Here is a 19252-nt window from a genome sequence, read left to right as displayed (position 1 = left end):
CGAGCCGAGCCGCCCGCCACCCGAGCGCGTGCTTTGTCGCTCCGATCGCCACGATCGCCGGATCGCTCAAATTCAGTGATTGTTTACCCCTGTTTCGAGCAGACATCGTGAGCGAAACTGGTTAGGCTGCGATCCATGTGTGGAATCGTGGGTTACGCCGGTGCCCGACCGGCGCTCGGCATCGTGCTCGACGGCTTGCGGCGGTTGGAGTACCGCGGCTACGACTCGGCCGGCGTCGCCGTCGTCTGCGACGGGGCGCTGTTGACCGAGAAGAAGGCCGGCAAGCTGGCGAACCTGGAGAAGGTGCTCTCCGAGCGGGCGGCCGAGGACCCGGCCGGCTGCGGAGCGAGTCCGATCGGCATCGGCGACGGCACCACCGGCATCGGACACACCCGGTGGGCCACCCACGGCGGCCCCACCGACCGCAACGCCCATCCGCACCTGTCACCCGACGGGCGGGTCGCGGTGATCCACAACGGCATCATCGAGAACTTCGCCAAGCTCCGTGCCGAGCTGGAGGACGCGGGGGTCACCTTCACCAGCGACACCGACACCGAGTGCGCCGCGCACCTGCTCTCCGCCGCCCTGACCGATCTGCGGGCGGCGGGTCAGCCGGACGGGCCGCAGCTGTTGACCGCCGCCATGCGGGTGGTCTGCCAGCGACTGGAGGGCGCCTTCACGCTGCTGGCCGTCGACTCGGCGATCCCCGGTGCGGTGGTCGGTGCCCGCCGCAACTCACCACTTGTCGTCGGTCGGGGCGACGGGGAGAACTACCTCGCCAGTGACGTCGCCGCGTTCATCGAGCACACCAGGGACGCGGTCGAGCTGGGCCAGGACCAGATCGTGCTCATCACCGCCGAGAGCATCGAGATCACCGACTTCGAGGGGCAGCCGGCCAGCGGCAAGGACTTCCACATCGACTGGGACTCCTCGGCCGCCGAGAAGGGCGGCTACGACTGGTTCATGCTCAAGGAGATCGAGGAGCAGCCGCAGGCGGTCGCCGACACGCTGCTCGGACGGTTGACCGAGACCGGCGAGATCATGCTCGACGAGGTCCGGCTCAGCGACCAGGACCTGCGTGACGTCGACAAGATCTTCATCGTCGCCTGCGGCACCTCCTACCACGCCGGGATGGTGGCCAAGTACGCCATCGAGCACTGGACCCGGATTCCCTGCGAGGTGGAGCTGGCCAGCGAGTTCCGCTACCGCGACCCGGTGCTGGACCGGTCCACCCTGATCGTGGTGATCTCGCAGTCCGGCGAGACAATGGACACCCTGATGGCGCTGCGGCACGCCAAGGATCAGAAGGCCCGGGTGCTGGCCATCTGCAACACCAACGGCTCCACCATCCCCCGGGAGTCCGACGCGGTGCTCTACACCCACGGCGGGCCGGAGATCGCCGTCGCCTCCACGAAGGCGTTCCTCACCCAGGTCATCGCCTGCTACCTGATCGGGCTGCACCTGGCCCAGGTGCGCGGTGTCAAGTACGCCGACGAGGTGGCGGCCGTGGTCGACCAGCTCCACCAGGTGCCGGACAAGCTGCGCGAGCTGCTCGGGCGGATCGAGCCGGTCCGCGAGCTGGCCCGCGAGCTGCGTGCCGAGTCGACGGTGCTGTTCATCGGCCGGCACGTCGGCTACCCGGTGGCGCTGGAGGGCGCGCTGAAGCTCAAGGAACTGGCGTACATGCACGCCGAGGGCTTCGCCGCCGGTGAGCTGAAGCACGGCCCGATCTCGCTCATCGACGAGGGCACCCCGGTGATCTGCATCGTGCCCTCTCCGGTGGGTCGGGGCATGCTGCACGACAAGGTCGTCTCCAACATCCAGGAGGTACGCGCGCGGGGCGCCCGCACCATCGTCATCGCGGAGGAGGGCGACGAGTCGGTGGTCCGCTACGCCGATCACCTGATCCACGTGCCGCGTACCCCGACGCTGCTCGCGCCGTTGGTGACCACCGTGCCGTTGCAGGTGTTCGCGGCCGAGATCGCCGCCGCTCGGGGACACGACGTCGACCAGCCGCGCAACCTCGCCAAGTCCGTCACCGTGGAGTAGCCGGCGACCGGTAACCGGCGGTCGGTGCCCGGCCGCCGGTGCCGGTATCAGCGACCCAGCATGACCCGGGCCATGCCGTCCAGCGCCGGATTGTCCGGATGCCAGTAGCCGGTGTGGCCGTACCGGCCGCTGGGGAACGTCCGACCGCCGAAGCTCGGCTCGGCCGGGTCGCGGCCGAACCACCGTTCGTCGCTCGGCCCGGCCAGCCAGCCGGCGATCATGCCGACCGGGGAGGCGCTGAGCGCCGCCCGCAGGGCGAGCTCGTCCGGCGGGCGGGTCAGCCGGATCACGTCGTCCGGTGCGGTGCTGGCCCACACCTGCCCGGTCGGCATGCCCAGCTCGGCGGCGTGCGCCACACCGACCCCGGGTGAGCCGACGAAGACCAGCGCGTCGGCGGCGAGGCCGTGGTCGCGAGCGGCGGTGCCCACCACCAACGAACCGTAGCTGTGCCCGAGCACGGTCTGCCGGGCCGGCGGGCCGTCGTGGGTGGCCCGCAGACCGTCCTGGAACCGGTGCAGTGCCTCCCCGGCCGCGCGGGCCTGCCCGTCCCAGGCCGCCTCGTGCAGGAAATCCGGGGCGTCGTAACCCAACCAGAGCACCGCAGAGGTCTGCGTCTCCGGAGCCAGTTCGGCACCACGGGCCAGCACCCGTGCCGCCCGGCCCAGCTCGCCGGTGGCGTCGTCGAGCCCGGCGGTCATCCCGGGTACGTAGGTGAGCACGTCGGTGGCCCGGTCCGGGTTGCCCAGCGCCACCACCGCCCGTCCCTCGCCGCCGACGTCCAGACCCAGCAGGTACGCCCGTGGCTGCTGGGTCGACTCCAGCCGGGCGGCGAGTGCGTCCAGCCCGGACAGCGCGGCCTCGACACCACGCAGCCCGGCCACCTCCAACGGGCCTCGGGGCACCCGGGCCAGCAACTGCTCCCACCGTTCGACGAGGGTCGCGCGCCGGGCCGCCAGCAGCAGTCGGTTGGCCTGGTCGCGGGCCTCGGCCGGCACCCCGTCGAGCCGCCCGGTCAGCTCCGGCTCGTGCACCACCAACCAGCGCCGCTCGGCCGGGGTGAGCCCGGCCCACCAGCGCCGCACCGCACCGGGCTCGGCGTCCGGCGGTGGACGGTACGACGGTGGCCGAGCCGTCCAACCGGTACCGGCGGCCTCGGTCAGCCGGGCGAGGCGCGTCGTGGCCTCCCCGTCGGCCGTGGCGGCCAGGTCGAGGGCGTCCCGCAGGGCCGTGGCCACCTGAGCCACCGCCGGGCCGGTGCGCTCGGACGGCATCCGGGCGGGATCGGCGCGTACGCCACCCCGGCGGTCGATGAGCACGCCGGTGGTGGCGGCCAACGTGACGGCCGCTGTCAGCCGGGCCCGGGCAGCCACCAACCGCGCGGCGAACTCGGCGAGCACCTGATCGGTCTCGATCGCGGCCGGAACCAGTGCGACCAGTTCCGCGCGCAGCCCGGTCAGCCGGGCACCGGCCGACCCGGCGGCACGGCCGGACCAGCCGGTGCGCAGGGCGGCGCCGCTGTCGGTGAGTTCGCCGGCCCGCCGCTCGGCCACGCCGGCCAGGCCGGCCCAGGTCGATCCGGTGGCCCGCCACGCGGCCGGATCGGCCGTGGAGAGCTGGACGTAACCGACCACCGGCCCGGGTGCGCTCATCGGGGCAGGACGGAGAGCCGGGCGGCGGCCCTGGCGTCCACCGACTCGTACGCCCCGGCGGCGGCGCGCACCGCGTCGCCGGTCTCGGCGACCCGGGCGGCGAGCCGACCGGACCAGGCGTGCACGGCCGCCTCCAGGTCGGCGAGGGCCCGCGCCGTCGACCATTCCCGGGCCGGCGCGCTCAGCCCTCGCCCACCTGACATCCCCTGCGCCAGCCGGTAGCCGGTGTCATCCAGCGACCGACCCACCCGGTGCAGCAGTTCCGGCCGGACGGCCAACGTCTCCTCGGCCATCGTTCCTCCCACCTGGCGTCGACACGACGCCGACGACGCTAGGCGGCCACGGTGCCGACGGTCGTGCCCTGTGGACAGCCGGCGGCCGGCGTACCCCTGGTTCGTCCACAGGCGTTGCCGCGGGCGCGGCCGACGGCTATCTTGCGGCCCCCGCGCCGGTAGGGTTGGCCGGGTGATCGGGAAACGGGGTGCGGCATGAGACCGGTCTGGCGGGTGGCGGACGTACGGGCGGCGGAGGCCGCCCTGATGGCCACCGTGCCGCCCGGCACGCTCATGCAACGCGCCGCCGCCGGGCTGGCCCGCCGCTGCGCGTTGCTGCTCGCCGGGCGGGGCGGGGTGTACGCCGCGCCGGTGCTGCTGCTCGTCGGCTCCGGTGACAACGGCGGTGACGCGCTCTACGCCGGGGCCCGGCTGGCCCGGCGCGGTGCCGCCGTGTCGGCGTTGCTGCTCACCCCGGATCGGGTGCACGCCGAAGGGCTGGCCGCGCTGCGTGCCGCCGGGGGGCGGGTCGTGTCGCGACCGCCGGCCGTGGTGGACGTGGTGCTCGACGGGATCGTCGGCATCGGCGGTCGCGGCGGCCTGCGGGAGACCGCCGAGCAGTTGGCGGCGAGCCTGCTGCGGCACCGGGGGCGGGACGGCGAGCGGGCGACGGTGGTGGCGGTGGACGTGCCGAGCGGTGTCGCGGTGGACACCGGGGCGGTGCCGTTGACGCCGTCCGGCCGTCCGAACGCGGTGCGCGCCGACGTGACGGTGGCCTTCGGAGCCCTGAAGCCGGCCCTCGCGGTCGGGCCCGCCGCCGCGCTGGCGGGCGAGGTGGACCTTGTCGACATCGGCCTGACGCCGTGGCTGCGGGGCAGCCCCGCGTGGCACGTCCTGGACTGGTCGGACGTGGCCGACTGGTACCCGAGGCTCGGACCCGCCTCGGAGAAGTACACCCGGGGTGTGGTCGGGGTGGCCACCGGCTCGGCGACGTACCCGGGTGCGGCGGTGCTCTCCGTCGGCGGGGCGCTCGCCGGTCCGACCGGCCTGGTCCGCTACGCCGGGGGCGCCCGGGAGGAGGTGGTCCGCGAGCATCCCTCGGTGATCGCCACCGGCCGGGTCGCCGACGCCGGCCGGGTGCAGGCCTGGGTGTGCGGGTCGGGACTCGGCACCGACGAGCGGGCGGCGACCGAGTTGCGGACCGTGCTCGCCGCCCCGGTGCCGGTGGTGCTGGACGCCGACGCGCTGACCCTGCTCGTCGACGGCTCCCTGGCGGAGCAACTCCGGCGACGGGACGCGCCGATCGTGGTCACCCCGCACGACCGGGAGTTCACCCGGCTCTGCGGGGAGGAGCCGGGCGCCGACCGGGTCGCCGCCACGCTTCGACTGGCCGCCTGGATGAACGCGGTGGTGCTGCTCAAGGGGGATCGCACGGTGGTCGGCACGCCGGACGGGCGGGCGTACGTCAATCCGACCGGCACCCCCGCGTTGGCCACCGGTGGCACCGGAGACGTGTTGGCCGGACTGCTCGGCTCGTTGCTCGCGTCGGGACTGCCGGCCGAGCGGGCCGCGGCGGCAGCGGCGTACCTGCACGGGCTGGCCGGCCGGGAAGCGGCCCGCGGTGGCCCGGTGACCGCGCCGGACGTCGCCGTCGCGCTGCGTCCGGTGGTGGCGCGTCTGCCCTGAGTACCCGCCGTGGTGATCAGCGCGGAAAGTAGGGTGGGGGGCATGTGGCAGGCCGAGGTACGTGTCGACCTTGATGCGATCCGGGAGAACGTGGACCGGCTCCGCGCCGGCACCAGCGCGGAACTGATGGCGGTGGTCAAGGGCGACGGCTACGGCCACGGCATGGTCCCGGCGGCCCGGGCCGCACTCGACGCGGGAGCGGACTGGCTCGGCGTCTGCACCCTGGACGAGGCGCTGGCGTTGCGCGCCGCCAGCATCGACGCCCCGGTGCTGGCCTGGCTGCTCGCCCCCGGGCTACCCCTGCACACCGGCGTGACCGCCGGCGTCGACCTGGGCGTGGCGAGCCTGTCGCAGCTCGACGAGATGCGGGAGGCGAGCCGGACGGCCGGGCGGCCCGCCCGACTGCATCTGAAGATCGACACTGGGCTGTCCCGGGGGGGCGCGACGGTCGCCGACTGGCCGGCCCTGCTCGACGCCGCCGCCAAGGCACAGGCCGACGGGCTGGTCGAGGTGGTCGGGGTGTGGAGCCACTTCGTCTACGCCGACCTGCCCGGTCACCCGACCACCGACCGGCAGTTGGCGGTCTTCCACGAGGGCCTGGCCATGGTCGAGCGGGCCGGGCTACGCCCGCGCTACCGGCACCTGGCCAACTCGGCGGCCACGCTGACCCGGCCGGACACCCACTTCGACCTGGTCCGTCCGGGGCTGTCCGTCTACGGCCTCTCCCCGGTGGCGGGCGAGACGTACGGGTTGCGGCCGGCGATGACCGCCCGTGCCCGGGTGATGCTCACCAAGCGGGTGCCGGCCGGTGCGGGCGTCTCCTACGGCCACACCTACACGACCGAACGCGAGGCGAACCTCGCCGTGGTGCCGCTCGGCTACGCCGACGGGGTGCCCCGGCACGCCTCGAACCGTGGCCCGGTGCAGCTCGCCGGGGCCCGGCGGACCATCTCCGGACGGGTCTGCATGGACCAGTTCGTGCTCGACTGCGGGGACGATCCGGTGGCCGCCGGCGACGTGGCGATCCTGTTCGGCGACGGGGCCGAGGGAGCGCCCACGGCCGACGACTGGGCCGAGGCGGTCGGCACCATCAACTACGAGATCGTCACCCGGTTCGGCAGCACCCGGGTCCCGCGCGTCTACGACGGCGATCGGACATGACCGGTCTGCGCATCCCGCGCCCCCGGACCACCGCCGGAAAGGCCGCCGGGCTGGTCGGTGCGGCGCTGGGGGTGGCCGCCGCCGGGCTGGCCGCCGGGGTCGCCACGGAACGCGCCCTGGTGCGGCGGCTGAAGGCGGACCCCACCGACGCGTACGCCGACGAGGTATTCGGCGACCAGCGGTACGACGAGGCGTACCGGCTGGAGATGCCCGACGGCACCGACATCCACGTCGAGGTGGTCGAGCCGACCCGGCCGGTCGACGGCAACCCGACCGTGCTGCTGGTGCACGGCTTCTGCCTGGACATGGGCACCTTCCACTTCCAGCGCAAGCTCCTCGCCGAGCGGGGTGAGCACCGGATCGTCGCGTACGACCAGCCGGGGCACGGCCGGTCGGGGCGGCTGGAGAGCGGTGAGTACGACCTGACCGCGCTCGGCCGTACGCTGCGCCGGGTGATCGACGAGGCGGCTCCGGAGGGTCCACTGGTGCTCGTCGGCCACTCGATGGGTGGCATGACCATCATGGCCCTGGCCGAGCTGTATCCGGAGATGTTCGGCGACCGGGTGGTGGGTACCGTGCTGATGGCCACCTCGGGTGGGCTGCTGGCGGAGACGAAGCTGGTCGCGCCCGCCCTGCTGGGCCGGGTGGGTGCGCCGGTGCTCTACATGGCGGGCAACGTCACCCGGTACGGCGGGGCGGTCATCGACCGGGCCCGCCGCTCGACCACGAACGTGGCCTGGTTGCTGACCCGCAGGTACGGCTTCGGCACCCGGTCGCCCAGCCCGGCGCTGGTGTCGTACGTGGAGGAGATGAACTCCCGTACCTCCGCCGACACGGTGACCCGCTACCTGCGTACCCTGGCGACCCACTCCCGGTTCCCGGCGCTGGCGGCGCTGGCCGGCACGCCGGTGCTGGTGATCGTCGGAGACAAGGACATGATCACACCGCTGACCCACTCGGAGGAGATCGTCCGGCGGCTGCCGCACGCCGAGTTCGTCAGGATCCCCGACAGCGGTCACGTGGTGATGCTGGAGCATGCCGACGAGGTGAACGCCGCGCTGCTCCGTTTTCTCGACACCTGCGGGCGGGACGGCCCGTGACCGGGTTCGTGCTGCCGACGGTCCCGGACACGTACGCCTTCGGGCAACGGCTGGCCGGGTTGCTGCGCCCCGGTGACCTGGTGCTGCTCACCGGTCCGTTGGGTGCCGGCAAGACCGCGCTGACCCGGGGAATCGGCGCAGGCCTGGGGGTGCTCGGTGACATCACCTCACCGACCTTCGTGATCGCCCGGGTGCACCGCCCGGACCCGAAGACCGGACGGGGTGTATCGCTGGTGCACGCCGACGCGTACCGGTTGGGTGACGCGGGCGATCCCCGGGCCGAGATCGACGACCTCGACCTGGACGCTTCCGTCGACGACTCGGTGACCGTGGTCGAGTGGGGCGAGGGACTGGTCGAGCAACTGGCCGACGCTCATCTGCGGATCCGCCTGCACCGGCACGACGACGACACCCGCACGGCGGAGCTGGAGCCGGTCGGCGGCGACTGGGCGGAGCGCCTGTCCGCCCTGGGCTGAGCGCTGTCGTACCCGGTGCCTACAGTGCCCGCAGACGTTCCGACCGGTGAGAGGTTGCCGATGCCCGACGACACCCCCGCTCTCGACCTGCTGGCGCTGCTGCCCGACGAGTGGCGGGCGGTGCTGACGCCTCATCTCGACCCGGCGCGGATGTCCACGCTGAGCGAGTTCGTCGCCGCGGAGTACGCCGCCGGCCCGGTCTTCCCGCCGCTGGAGGATCTGTTCTCGGCCTATCGGCTCTGCCCGCCGTCGGCCTGCCGGGTGCTGATCCTCGGGCAGGACCCCTACCACCGCGCCGGCCAGGCCCACGGGCTCAGCTTCAGCGTGCGCGAGGGTGTGTCGGTGCCGCCGTCGCTGCGCAACGTCTTCAAGGAGTTGGGCGAGGATCTGGGTGTGCCCAAGCCGCGCAGCGGCACCCTCGACGGCTGGGCGGCGCAGGGTGTGCTGCTGCTCAACTCGGTGCTGACCGTGCGCCAGGGCACGCCCGGGTCACACGCCAACCGGGGTTGGGAGGAGTTCACCGACGCGACCATCCGGGCCCTCGACACCCTGGAGTCGCGGGTGGTGTTCCTGCTCTGGGGTGGGTACGCCCGCAAGAAGGCGGCGCTGGTCGGCAACCCTCAGCACGTGGTCCTGGAGGCCGGGCACCCCAGCCCGATGAATCCCCGCGGTTTCCTCGGCAGCCGCCCGTTCAGCGCCGCCAACAAGGCGCTCGCCGACGCCGGCCTGCCCACCATCGACTGGGAGCGCTCGGCCGACTGAGCCGTGTGCTCCTGCCGCCAGGTCGCCCATACGTACCAGATGGCGGCATCCGCCTGGTTGGTCGTGGAGCCGGTCGGACGACACTTCTTGACTGACGTCGGTCGTTGGATAACGATATCGGAAATATAGATGCTGGCTTACGTCTTCAGTCTGGGGGTCAGCGGCAACGTAAGGCAGCAGTGGAGCACCCACAACCGACAGTCCGGCAATTCGTACAACATGGCGCGGCCTCGACGCGTGGTGACCGTCCCTCTACCACACGCACCCCGCCGATTACGTCACGCCGCCTCTCGCAAGGAGAAGCCCACCACCATGAACGAAGTCCCCACACACCGTAAGAGTCACCGACGCGGCCGCGTCAGGATGCTGGCTGCCGCCGCCTTCGCCGCGGTGTTGGCCACCACCGGCACCGTCGCGATCTCGGCCACCCCCGCCCAGGCCGAGGCCGACCGGCAGGTCTGCTCGAACACGGAAGGCACCCACAACGGGTTCTTCTTCTCGTTCTGGAAGGACAGCGGCGACGCCTGCATGGTGTTGCGCGAGAACGGCCGCTACTCCAGTTCGTGGAGCAGGAGCACCAACAACTGGGTCGGTGGCAAGGGTTGGAACCCGGGCACCCGCCGTACGATCAGCTACTCGGGCAGTTACAACCCGGGTAACAACAACAGCTACCTCGCGTTGTACGGCTGGACCCGCAGTCCGCTGGTCGAGTACTACATCGTCGAGAACTTCGGTAGCTACAACCCGAGCAGCGGCGCGACCCGGCTGGGTAGCGTGACCACCGACGGGGGTACCTACGACATCCTGCGCAGCCAGCGGGTCAACGCCCCGTCGATCGACGGCACCCAGACGTTCTACCAGTACTGGAGTGTGCGGCAGCAGAAGCGCAGCAGCGGGACCATCACCACCGCCAACCACTTCGACGCCTGGGCGCGTGTCGGTCTGAACCTGGGCAACCACTACTACCAGATCATGGCCACCGAGGGTTACCAGAGCCAGGGCAGCTCGGACATCACCCTGTCCGAAGGCGGGGGCTCGAACCCGCCGCCGAGCAACCCGCCGCCGAGCAACCCGCCGCCCGGTGGCGGGTCCGGCCAGATGATCGTCGGTCAGCAGTCCGGCCGGTGCCTGGACGTGCCGAACTCCAGCACGAGCAACGGCACCCAGATCCAGTTGTACGACTGCCACGGTGGCTCGAACCAGCGGTTCACCCACACCTCGGGCCGGCAGCTGACGGTGAACGGCAAGTGCCTGGACGTGCCGAACTCCAGCACGAGCAACGGCACCCGGATCCAGTTGTATGACTGCCACAGCGGCGCGAACCAGCAGTGGAACATCAACTCCAACGGCACGATCACCGGAGTGCAGTCCGGGTTGTGCCTCGATGCCGGTGGCACCGGTAACGGGGCGATGATCCAGCTGTACAGCTGCTGGGGTGGAGCGAACCAGCAGTGGAGCCGACGCAACTGATCGGTCGCCGCGGGGCCAGGCGCTGACGCGCCTGGCCCCGTGCCTCCATGAGAAGCGCAGCAGTGCGCGCGAGCGCTACGATCCGGCGGCGATGGCGGGCGGGCGTCCAAGGGCCGGAGGCGATACGGCTAGGCTGGGTCATTGTGCTCGTACTGGTGGTGGACAGCTCGACCCCGGCGGTGACCGCGGCGCTCGTCGAGGTCACCGCGAGTGGCGTCACGACCCGGGCGCACCGGTGCACCGTCGACGCTCGGGCGCACGGCGAACTGCTTGCCCCGCAGGTCGACGCGGTGCTCGCCGACGTCGCCGCCCGGCCGGCCGACCTGCACGCGATCGTCGCCGGGGTCGGCCCGGGGCCGTTCACCGGGCTGCGGGTGGGGCTGGTCACCGCCGCCACCATGTCCCAGGTGCTCGACATCCCCGCGTACGGTGTCTGCTCGCTGGACGCGATCGGCCACCCGGCGGCGGCCGGCGAGCCGGTGCTGGCGGCGAGCGACGCGCGGCGCCGGGAAATCTACTGGGCGGTTTACGACGGCACCGGCCAGCGCCTGGTCGGGCCGGAGGTCGGCGCGCCCGCGGTGGCCGCCGAGCGGGCCCGCGCGTTGGCCGTCACCGTCGTGGTCGGCGATGGCGCACACCGGTACGCCGATGTCCTAGGGCTGCCGCTGCGACCCGAGCCGCGCTACCCGGACGCGACCGCGCTGGCCACCCTGGCCGCCGAGCGGATCCGCACCGGCGCGCCCGGTGATCCGTTGACGCCGCTCTACCTGCGTCGACCGGACGCGGTGGCGGCGACCGCGCGCAAACCGGTCCTGCCGTGAGCCGCGGGCAGAGCGGTCTTGTCGTGAGCGAGGTGCGACTCGGCCGGTTCCGCTGGTGGCACATCGACGAGGTGTTGCCGATCGAGGCGGACCTCTTCGGTGCCGAGCAGTGGTCGGCACCGATGTTCTGGAACGAGTTGGCCCACGGGCATTTCTACCGGGTCGCGACCGACGGCGAGGGGGCGGTGCTCGGTTACGCCGGGCTCGCGGTCGCCCCGCCCGACGAGGCGTGGGTGCAGAACATCGCGGTCCGGCGGGACGCCCAGCGCCGGGGGATCGGCCGACTGCTGCTGGAGGCGCTGCTCGCCGAGACCACCCGGCTCGGGGTACGCGCCGTGCTGCTGGAGGTCGCCGCCGACAACGCGCCGGCCCAGCGGCTCTACGCGACGTACGGTTTCGAGCCGATCGGCGTGCGGCGCGGCTACTACCAACCGAGCAACACCGACGCGCTGGTGATGCAGCGCATCCAGGACTGAGACCTGCCATGGCTGACGAACCACTGATCCTCGGCATCGAGACCTCGTGCGACGAGACCGGCGTCGGTGTCGTGCGCGGGCACACCCTGCTCGCCGACGCCCTCGCGTCCAGCGTGGACCAGCACGCCCGATTCGGCGGGGTGGTGCCGGAGGTGGCCAGCCGGGCGCATCTGGAGGCCATCGTGCCGACGATGCGGCGGGCGTTGACCGAGGCGGGCGTGACGCTCGCCGACGTCGACGCGATCGCGGTGACCGCCGGGCCGGGCCTGGCCGGAGCGCTGCTGGTCGGCGTGGCCGCGGCCAAGGGGTACGCGGTCGCCGCCGAGAAGCCGGTCTACGGGGTCAACCATCTCGCCGCGCACGTCGCGGTGGACACGCTGGAGCACGGCCCGCTGCCCGAGCCGGCGATCGCGCTGCTGGTCTCCGGCGGCCACTCGTCGCTGCTGCTGGTCGACGACCTGGCCCGGGGCGTCACCCCGCTGGGCGCCACCATCGACGACGCGGCCGGCGAGGCGTTCGACAAGGTGGCCCGGCTGCTCGGCCTGCCCTTCCCCGGTGGGCCCTACATCGACCGGGAGGCCCGGGCCGGCGACCCGGCGGCGATCGCCTTCCCGCGTGGCCTGACCGCCGCCAAGGATCTCGTCGCCCACCGCCACGACTTCTCCTTCTCCGGGTTGAAGACCGCGGTGGCCCGGTGGGTGGAGGCGCGCCAGCGGGCCGGCGAGCCGGTCCCGGTCCCGGACGTCGCCGCGTCCTTTCAGGAGGCGGTCTGCGACGTGCTTGTCGACAAGGCGCTGGACGCCTGCCGTGGCCAGGGTGTGCGGACCCTGGTGATCGGCGGGGGAGTGGCGGCCAACTCACGGTTGCGGGCGATGGCCGAGCAGCGGGCCGCCCGGCACGGCATCCGGGTCCGGGTGCCCCGGCCCGGGCTGTGCACCGACAACGGCGCGATGGTGGCGGCCCTCGGTTCGCACCTGGTCGCCTCGGGTGTCGCGCCGAGCCGGCTCGACCTGCCCGCGGATTCGGCCATGCCGCTGACCACGGTCAGCGTCTGAGGGGGACGGCGACGTGATCGTACGGATGTGGGAGGCGCGGGCGGAGCCGTACGCGCTCGCCGACCTGATCACCTGGGTCTGCGACAGCGCGCTGCCCGAGTTCGAACACGACCCGCTGCACGTGTCCAGCGAGGTCTTCTCCTCCACCGACCACCGGGTCGTGGTGATCTCCAAGTGGCGCAGCAGCCCGCAACCGCTGCCCGATCCGCCGGTGATGCTGCTCGCCCGGCAGCCGCATTCCTGGGACTTCACCCAGGTCGACCGCTGAGACGTCACCCGGGTCGGGTCAGCGGATCGTCACCGTGGTGGTGGCGGTGGAACGGTCGATCTCACTGGTCCGGGCGCTGATCCGCAACGTCCATTCACCGGCGACCGGGAAGTGGATCTCGGCGCTGCCGTGGTGCGGCTCCAGCGCGAAGACGTCGACGGTGATCGGCTCGATGCCGGCCTCCGGCAGGGCGGCGGTGACCGTCCACTCCGCCACCGGCAACTCCTTCGCCTGCGGGGTGTAGACGTAGGCGTGCAGGCTGTTCGCGGTGCCGGCGACCGCCGGGTAGATGTCGAACTGCAGGGTGAACAGGTCGGTGGTGAGTGACTGTGCGACGCCCTCCCGGCTCACCCCGTCGGCCGCGGTACCGACGGACCGGCCGGGCGGGGTCTGCACCAGCACCGCCGTCAGGGCCAGCACCACCGCCGTCACGGCGAGTTCCACGCCGGCCGCCCGAGCGACCCAACGGGGCCGGTCCGCCGCGATCCGTCGCCTGATCAGTCGGCGTTGCCCGGCCGCCACCGCCAGCACCCCGGCCAGCAGCGCCGCCTTGGCCAGCAGCAGACGACCGTAGGTGCTGCCCCACAGGGCGGCGGGCCGGCCGAGTTCGATCACGGCCTGACCGAGGCCGGCGGCGACCAGCCAGGCCACCGCGAGGGTGGCCAGCCGGGACCAGGCCGGCAGGATCCGGGCGAGCACCCGCCGGTGGGTACCCCGGAGCAGGAACACGGTGAGCGCGAACAGCCCGCCCAACCAGGCGGTCACCCCCGCGACGTGCAGGGTACCCAGGGCGATGCTCACCGGCGGCAGCGGCGAGGCGACCGGATGCCCGGCCAGCGGCCAGGTGACGAACCCGGCCAGGCCGACCGCCGCCAGTGCCCAACCGCGTACCCGTCCGGCGACGCCGGGACCGGCCGGCGACCGGTCGACAGCGCCCCGCAGCACCGTCGGCAGCAGGATCGCGGCCAGCCCCACCAGCGCCAGCCGTACGGCCAGCACCACGCCGACGTCGCTGTCCGCCACGGCCCGCAGATCGGCCGGAGAGAGTTGCCCGACCGGCGCACCCACCACCTGGGCGGCCTGCCCGACCCAGGTGCCGAGGGTGCCGGCGGCGACCAGACCGAGCCCGACCAGCGCGGTGGCCGTGGCGCCTCGACGGGAGCGACGGCGGGGCCAGATGGTTGCCGCGAGCAGCGGCGGGCCGACCGCCAGGAGCAGCCCCAGGTATCCGAGGTACTTCGCGGCCGGAACCAGCACCCCGCCCGGCGACTCGGACTCCGCCAGGGCCGGCTCCGGTGGGGTCGCCGACGGTGCTCCGGCGGCGAAGGTGAAGCTGCCCGCCACCGGGTGGCTGTCCGCCGAGATGACCCGGTAGCTGACCAGGTAGGTGCCGAGCGGACGGTCCGAGGGCCGCAGGGCGATCCGGATCGTCCGGTCCCGGACCTCGGGTTCGCCGACGTTGATCCGCTTGCCGTCCGGCGCGAGGACCTGCACCCGGCCGGGGACCACGGCGATGGTCTCGCTGAAGGTGACAAGCACCTCGCGGGGCGCGTACCCGAGCACCTCGTCGCGCTGCGGGGTGGTGGCGACCACCACGGCGTGCGCCGCCGCCGGGCCGGCGGGGCCCAGGGCGACGCACAGCGCGGTGAGCACCAGCCCGAGCAGGGCAGCGGCTCGGGTGCGGGCGGTCATCGATCGGCGCGGTGGCGGTCAGCTACGACGGAACATGCGGTACGTGAGGAAGCCGCCGGTGCCCAGGGCGCCGAGGAAGATCGCCCAGATGAGCGTGTTGCTCACGCCGATCTGCGGGCCGGTGTTGGCCTGCGCGGCGGCGAGCAGGCCGTCGTTGCCCGGTGCCGGCAGTGCGGCGGGCGGCAGCTCGGCGTAGCGGACCAGGCCGGTGCTCTCCAGCATCCGCATGTGGTCGCCGACGAACGTGTTGGCCGAGTTGGCCAGGTCGCGGATCACCTCGTTGCGGGTGCTGGCCCGCACCGCGCCGATGACCGGGAAGATCTTGCCGTGGGCGACCCGGAGCCGGGTGACGAAGATCTGGTCGAAGCGGGCGCCCCGGGCGTCCTTCATCTCGGTGAGCCAGCCCTGCTGCTCGGCGGTCGGCGCGTTGGGGATGACCGCACCCAGCTTGTTGGCCGCCTCGACGGTGATCCGGTCAAGCTCCTCGTGCTGCCGGGCGATCTCGGCGCCGACCTCGCGGACCACCCGGGACTGACCCTTCTCGGCGGCCATCTGCCCGGCCGGCATCTCCCACAGACCGGCCAGCCGCACGCCGTCGAGCAGGGCCTGGTCGGCGGCGGCGAGTTGCTGGGCGGCGGGCGCGGCCAACGCCACGCCGGGCAGGACGACGAGAGCTGCGACGATCGTGGTGAGCAGCACCGCCAAGCGACGGGACCGGTTGCCCTGCCGGCGACGAGCGGAATCCAGCGGTGCCATGTCTGCGGCGCCTCCTCGGACGAGAACCGATCGTTGAGCGTCGGACGTCCGCACCCGTCGGCCGTCCGCAACCTGGTACGGATTGTGCGGCCGATCAGTTCAGCGGATGGCGAAACCGGTTCGCGAAATCTGGAACTGGAGGTCAGCTGACGTCGAGCGGATCGGCGAGCAGCCGGTCGAAGGCGAGTTCGGCCGCGCCGACCAGGGGAGCGTCCTCGCCGAGCTTCGGCGTACGCAGCCGGACGTGCTCCAGGCAGGCCGGCAGTCCGTTGGAGTTCAGCCGGCTGCGCACCTGGGCGGCGGCGGCCAGGTAGAGGTCGCGCATGGTGCCGCCGAAGATGACCATCTCCGGGTTGAAGATGTTCACCAGGTTGGCGACGCCGAAGCCGAGCCAGTCACCGGCCTGGCGTACCGCGATCTGGGCCTGGGCGTCCCCGCGGTCGGCGGCGTCGAAGACCGCGAGCATCGCCTCCCGGCCCCGGGCGTCGGAACGGCCGGCGGCCCGGAGCAGCCCGTGCTCGCCGATCTCGGTCTCCCAGCACCCCCGGTTGCCGCACTCGCAGCGGGCCCCGTCCCGGACCACCACCATGTGGCCCACCTCGCCGCTGTAGCCGCCGTGCCCGGTCAGCCGCCGGCCGCCGGCGATGATCCCGGCACCGACGCCGACGTCGCCGTAGAGGTAGATGACGTTGTCGCAGCCGGCCGCCGCGCCCCGGGCGTGCTCGGCGAAGGCGGCCACGTCGGCCACGTTTCCGACCGTGACCGGCACGTCGACCCCGAGTTCCGTACCGAGGGCGGTGCCGATCGGCTCGTCCACCCAGCCGGTGGTCGGACCGAGCCGGACCAGCCCGTCGTCGCGGCGGACCATCCCGCAGACCGCCACCCCGGCACCGACGCAGACGGCGTCCTCCGGCAGCGCCTGCCGCATCTCCTTGACCGCACCGGCCAGCAGCGGGGCCGCCTCGGCGGCGGTCAGACCGCGAGGGCGGTCCAGCTCCCGGCGGTCGATCACCGCGCCGCCGAGCCCGACCCGCGCGGCCCGCAGCCGGTCCACCTCGATGCTGTACGCGTACGCGAAGACCCGGTCCGACTCGGGCCGGACGACCAGCGACGGTCGTCCGGCCCGGCCGGTTTCCTTCGGCGCCCCCTCAGTCACCAGGCCGGCCGCGGCGAGGTCGGCGGTGAGCGCGCCGATGGTGCTCCGGTTCAACCCCAGTGCGGTGGTCAGTTCCGCCCGTGTGGTGGCACCGTGCACGTGCACGTAGCGCAGCAGGGCCCCCAGATTCTGTCGACGAATCTCGTCCTGGCTCGGTCCCACGCGCATCGGTTGTGACTACCTTCGGTGCAGCGGATCAGCGACTACCGCTGGTGGCGGCTCGCCGGCGCGACAGCGCGTCGACGCTGGCCGCCAGGAGCAGGACCACGCCGGTGACCACGTACTTGACGCCCGAGCTGTAGCCCATCAGGCCCATGCCGTTGTCGATCACCGCGACCACCGCGCCGCCGAGCACCGCGTCCAGCACCCGGCCCTTGCCGCCGAAGAGGCTGGTACCGCCGATAACGGCCGCGCCCACGGCATAGAGCAGCACGTTGCTGCCGCCGGTGTTCGGGTCGACCGAGTTGGCCCGGCTGGCGGCCACGATGCCGCCGATCGCGGCCATGGTGGAGCAGATGACGAAGACCGAGATGCGGATCCGGTCCACGTTGATACCGGCCCGGCGGGCGGCCTCCTTGTTGCCGCCGACCGCGTAGATGTGCCGGCCGTAGCTGGTGCGGTGCAGCACGAAGGTCCAGACGACGAGCAGCACGGCGATGATCGGTACGACGATCGGCACACCCTTGAGCGAGCTGATCAGCACGTTGCGGCTGCGCTCCAGGTTGAGCACGTACACCGCGAGGCCGAGGATGACCGCCAGGCCGCCGATCCGGGCGAGCACCACCGCCATCGGGTCGGTGACCAGACCCCGCGCGGCGCGGTTGCGGTAGCGCAGCAGTTGCACGGCGGCGTAGCCGGCGACGGCCACGGCGGCGAGCGCCCAGCCGAGCAACGGCGGCAGGTTGCGGTTGGCGATCGCCACCAGCACCGAGTCGCGCACCGAGATGTTGCGGCCTTCCTCCATGAGCAGCAGCACCACGCCCTGGAAGGCCAGGAAGCCGGCGAGGGTGACCACGAAGGAGGGAATGCCGATCTTGGCGACCAGGAGACCGAGCGTCGTACCGATCACCATGCCGGTGAGCACGGCGGCGGCCACCGCGACGTACCAGGGGTGGCCGAGCACGGTGACCACGTTGGCCAGCACCGCCGCGCAGACGCCGCTGGCGAAGCCGGCCGACAGGTCGATCTCACCCAGCAGCAGGACGAAGACCAGGCCCATCGCGATCAGGGTGACCGCCGCGCCCTGGGTGAACAGGTTGGCGAAGTTCCCGGCGCTGAGGAACGAGGGCCGCAGGATCGAGAAGACCGTGCAGAGGACGAGCAGACCGAGCACGGCGGGCAGGGCGCCGATGTCGCCACCGCGTACCCGTCGCCAGTAGCTGCGGACGTGCGTGCCGACGGAGGGCGTCGACGTGACTGCGGCCGGACCCTCCTGCTTGACGGCGGTGGTGCTCATGAGACGCCTCCCGTGGTGCTGCCGGCCGGCGCCGCGCCGTTGCCGTTGGTGGCCGGTTCGCCGGTGAGACCGAGCCCGCCGGAGCGACCGGCGGTGATCAGCTCGACCACCTGCGCGTGAGTGATGTCGGTGGTCTTCACCTGCGCGACCATCTGGCCGAGGTAGAGCGCGGCGATCCGGTCGGAGACGGCGAAGACGTCGTTCATGTTGTGCGAGATCAGCACGACGGCCAGACCGTTGTCGGCCAGCCGCCGGACCAGTTCGAGCACCTGGGCGGTCTGCGCGACGCCGAGCGCGGCGGTCGGCTCGTCCAGGATCACCAGCTTGCTGTTCCAGAGCACCGCCTTGGCGATCGCCACCGTCTGACGCTGGCCGCCGGAGAGGCTGGAGACCTGCTGGCGCAACGACTTGACGGTGCGTACGGAGAGCCCGGCGAGGGTCTCGGCCGCCATCTGTTCCATGGTCGGCTCGTCGAGCACGATGCCGCTGCGCTTCTCGCGGCCGAGGAACATGTTCTGCACGATGTCGAGGTTGTCGCAGAGCGCGAGGTCCTGGTAGACGACCTCGATGCCGAGCGCCGCGGCGTCGCGCGGGCTGTGGATGTTCACCGGCCGGCCGTCGAAGACGAACTGCCCGGCGTCGGTCGGGTAGATGCCGCTGATGCACTTGACCAGGGTCGACTTGCCGGCACCGTTGTCACCGACCAGCGCGGTGACCTCGCCCGGATAGGCGGCGAAGGCGACATCGCGTAGAACCTGGACGGGACCGAAACTCTTGTCGATCCCGCGTAGCTCCAGCAGAGGGGTCGCGGACACGGGGTTCTCCTTTGTCGCGGAGGGGAGATCGGGGCCCGTCCAGCGGCGGCACGCCGCCCGGCACGGGGGTGGCGGGGGGGGGGGCGCCCCCCAGGCGGGGGTGGGGCGCGGTAGGCCGCGGGGGGGCCGAGC

The 19252-nt window shown here is 72.7% G+C and carries 18 protein-coding genes; 11 read left to right on the top strand and 7 right to left on the bottom strand.

Annotated features, from left to right (window positions below):
• The first annotated feature begins 135 nt into the window (after positions 1-135).
• Positions 136-2049: a glutamine--fructose-6-phosphate transaminase (isomerizing) gene (glmS, locus tag V5O40_RS18360; protein ID WP_332906597.1), complete on the top strand. Its 1914-nt coding sequence runs from the start codon at positions 136-138 to the stop codon at positions 2047-2049.
• 47 nt (positions 2050-2096) lie between these two features.
• On the opposite strand, the gene V5O40_RS18355 is transcribed toward glmS, so the two are convergent.
• The gene (locus V5O40_RS18355) at positions 2097-3698 is read right to left on the bottom strand and encodes an alpha/beta hydrolase (protein WP_332906596.1); all 1602 of its coding nucleotides are present in this window, start codon (positions 3696-3698) and stop codon (positions 2097-2099) included.
• Entirely contained in the window at positions 3695-3991 is a 297-nt protein-coding gene (locus V5O40_RS18350; RefSeq protein WP_332906595.1) for a type VII secretion target, read from the bottom strand. The genes V5O40_RS18355 and V5O40_RS18350 overlap by 4 nt, the downstream gene beginning before the upstream one ends.
• Positions 3992-4186: 195 nt before the next feature.
• On the opposite strand from V5O40_RS18350, the gene V5O40_RS18345 reads away from it, so the two are divergent.
• From V5O40_RS18345 to V5O40_RS18300, 10 genes are all read left to right on the top strand, one after another.
• Positions 4187-5656, top strand: coding sequence for an NAD(P)H-hydrate dehydratase (locus V5O40_RS18345; protein ID WP_332906594.1), 1470 nt, complete (start codon positions 4187-4189; stop codon positions 5654-5656).
• Positions 5657-5698: 42 nt separating this feature from the next.
• Entirely contained in the window at positions 5699-6817 is a 1119-nt protein-coding gene (gene alr, locus V5O40_RS18340) for an alanine racemase (protein ID WP_332906593.1), read from the top strand.
• Entirely contained in the window at positions 6814-7917 is a 1104-nt protein-coding gene (locus V5O40_RS18335) for an alpha/beta fold hydrolase (RefSeq protein ID WP_332906592.1), read from the top strand. The genes alr and V5O40_RS18335 overlap by 4 nt, the downstream gene beginning before the upstream one ends.
• Positions 7896-8393, top strand: coding sequence for a tRNA (adenosine(37)-N6)-threonylcarbamoyltransferase complex ATPase subunit type 1 TsaE (gene tsaE, locus V5O40_RS18330; RefSeq protein WP_332906616.1), 498 nt, complete (start codon positions 7896-7898; stop codon positions 8391-8393). The genes V5O40_RS18335 and tsaE overlap by 22 nt, the downstream gene beginning before the upstream one ends.
• A gap of 60 nt (positions 8394-8453) precedes the next feature.
• Complete coding sequence (ung, locus tag V5O40_RS18325) at positions 8454-9155, top strand: uracil-DNA glycosylase (RefSeq protein WP_332906591.1); 702 nt, start codon at positions 8454-8456, stop codon at positions 9153-9155.
• Positions 9156-9467: 312 nt separating this feature from the next.
• Positions 9468-10625 carry a glycoside hydrolase family 11 protein gene (locus tag V5O40_RS18320; RefSeq protein ID WP_332906590.1) on the top strand — a complete coding sequence of 386 codons (1158 nt, stop codon included), beginning with the start codon at positions 9468-9470 and terminating at the stop codon, positions 10623-10625.
• 143 nt (positions 10626-10768) lie between these two features.
• Positions 10769-11446 carry a tRNA (adenosine(37)-N6)-threonylcarbamoyltransferase complex dimerization subunit type 1 TsaB gene (tsaB, locus tag V5O40_RS18315; RefSeq protein ID WP_332906589.1) on the top strand — a complete coding sequence of 226 codons (678 nt, stop codon included), beginning with the start codon at positions 10769-10771 and terminating at the stop codon, positions 11444-11446.
• Positions 11447-11469: 23 nt separating this feature from the next.
• The gene (rimI, locus tag V5O40_RS18310) at positions 11470-11922 is read left to right on the top strand and encodes a ribosomal protein S18-alanine N-acetyltransferase (RefSeq protein WP_332906588.1); all 453 of its coding nucleotides are present in this window, start codon (positions 11470-11472) and stop codon (positions 11920-11922) included.
• Between the two features lie 8 nt (positions 11923-11930).
• Positions 11931-12977 carry a tRNA (adenosine(37)-N6)-threonylcarbamoyltransferase complex transferase subunit TsaD gene (gene tsaD, locus V5O40_RS18305; protein WP_332906587.1) on the top strand — a complete coding sequence of 349 codons (1047 nt, stop codon included), beginning with the start codon at positions 11931-11933 and terminating at the stop codon, positions 12975-12977.
• Between the two features lie 13 nt (positions 12978-12990).
• Positions 12991-13245, top strand: a complete 255-nt coding sequence (locus V5O40_RS18300; RefSeq protein ID WP_210936599.1) for a hypothetical protein — start codon at positions 12991-12993, stop codon at positions 13243-13245.
• Between the two features lie 18 nt (positions 13246-13263).
• Here V5O40_RS18300 and V5O40_RS18295 read toward each other — a convergent pair whose 3' ends face one another.
• From V5O40_RS18295 to V5O40_RS18275, 5 genes are all read right to left on the bottom strand, one after another.
• A complete protein-coding gene (locus V5O40_RS18295) occupies positions 13264-14937 on the bottom strand; it encodes a copper resistance CopC/CopD family protein (protein WP_332906586.1) in 1674 nt (557 codons plus the stop codon).
• A gap of 18 nt (positions 14938-14955) precedes the next feature.
• The gene (locus V5O40_RS18290; protein ID WP_269738263.1) at positions 14956-15693 is read right to left on the bottom strand and encodes a DUF4142 domain-containing protein; all 738 of its coding nucleotides are present in this window, start codon (positions 15691-15693) and stop codon (positions 14956-14958) included.
• A 142-nt stretch (positions 15694-15835) separates the two neighbouring features.
• On the bottom strand, positions 15836-17017 hold the full coding sequence (locus V5O40_RS18285) for an ROK family transcriptional regulator (RefSeq protein ID WP_332906585.1): 1182 nt from the start codon (positions 17015-17017) through the stop codon (positions 15836-15838).
• 28 nt (positions 17018-17045) lie between these two features.
• Positions 17046-18305, bottom strand: coding sequence for a sugar ABC transporter permease (locus tag V5O40_RS18280; RefSeq protein ID WP_332906584.1), 1260 nt, complete (start codon positions 18303-18305; stop codon positions 17046-17048).
• On the bottom strand, positions 18302-19120 hold the full coding sequence (locus tag V5O40_RS18275) for an ATP-binding cassette domain-containing protein (RefSeq protein ID WP_269738260.1): 819 nt from the start codon (positions 19118-19120) through the stop codon (positions 18302-18304). The genes V5O40_RS18280 and V5O40_RS18275 overlap by 4 nt, the downstream gene beginning before the upstream one ends.
• Between the last annotated feature and the right edge of the window lie 132 nt (positions 19121-19252).

The organism is Micromonospora palythoicola, assembly GCF_036689795.1.
GTDB lineage: Bacteria > Actinomycetota > Actinomycetes > Mycobacteriales > Micromonosporaceae > Micromonospora > Micromonospora palythoicola.
Note: the sequence above shows the minus strand (reverse complement) of the source record. Positions and strands in the feature narration are given on the sequence as shown.

What these genes read in the sequence shown, in the direction of transcription:
- glmS (WP_332906597.1), top strand. Translation starts at nt 136, where the DNA reads ATGTGTGGAATCGTGGGTTACGCCGGTGCCCGACCGGCGCTCGGCATC.
- V5O40_RS18355 (WP_332906596.1), bottom strand. Translation starts at nt 3,698, where the DNA reads ATGAGCGCACCCGGGCCGGTGGTCGGTTACGTCCAGCTCTCCACGGCC.
- V5O40_RS18350 (WP_332906595.1), bottom strand. Translation starts at nt 3,991, where the DNA reads ATGGCCGAGGAGACGTTGGCCGTCCGGCCGGAACTGCTGCACCGGGTG.
- V5O40_RS18345 (WP_332906594.1), top strand. Translation starts at nt 4,187, where the DNA reads ATGAGACCGGTCTGGCGGGTGGCGGACGTACGGGCGGCGGAGGCCGCC.
- alr (WP_332906593.1), top strand. Translation starts at nt 5,699, where the DNA reads ATGTGGCAGGCCGAGGTACGTGTCGACCTTGATGCGATCCGGGAGAAC.
- V5O40_RS18335 (WP_332906592.1), top strand. Translation starts at nt 6,814, where the DNA reads ATGACCGGTCTGCGCATCCCGCGCCCCCGGACCACCGCCGGAAAGGCC.
- ung (WP_332906591.1), top strand. Translation starts at nt 8,454, where the DNA reads ATGCCCGACGACACCCCCGCTCTCGACCTGCTGGCGCTGCTGCCCGAC.
- V5O40_RS18320 (WP_332906590.1), top strand. Translation starts at nt 9,468, where the DNA reads ATGAACGAAGTCCCCACACACCGTAAGAGTCACCGACGCGGCCGCGTC.
- tsaD (WP_332906587.1), top strand. Translation starts at nt 11,931, where the DNA reads ATGGCTGACGAACCACTGATCCTCGGCATCGAGACCTCGTGCGACGAG.
- V5O40_RS18295 (WP_332906586.1), bottom strand. Translation starts at nt 14,937, where the DNA reads ATGACCGCCCGCACCCGAGCCGCTGCCCTGCTCGGGCTGGTGCTCACC.
- V5O40_RS18290 (WP_269738263.1), bottom strand. Translation starts at nt 15,693, where the DNA reads ATGGCACCGCTGGATTCCGCTCGTCGCCGGCAGGGCAACCGGTCCCGT.
- V5O40_RS18285 (WP_332906585.1), bottom strand. Translation starts at nt 17,017, where the DNA reads ATGCGCGTGGGACCGAGCCAGGACGAGATTCGTCGACAGAATCTGGGG.
- V5O40_RS18280 (WP_332906584.1), bottom strand. Translation starts at nt 18,305, where the DNA reads ATGAGCACCACCGCCGTCAAGCAGGAGGGTCCGGCCGCAGTCACGTCG.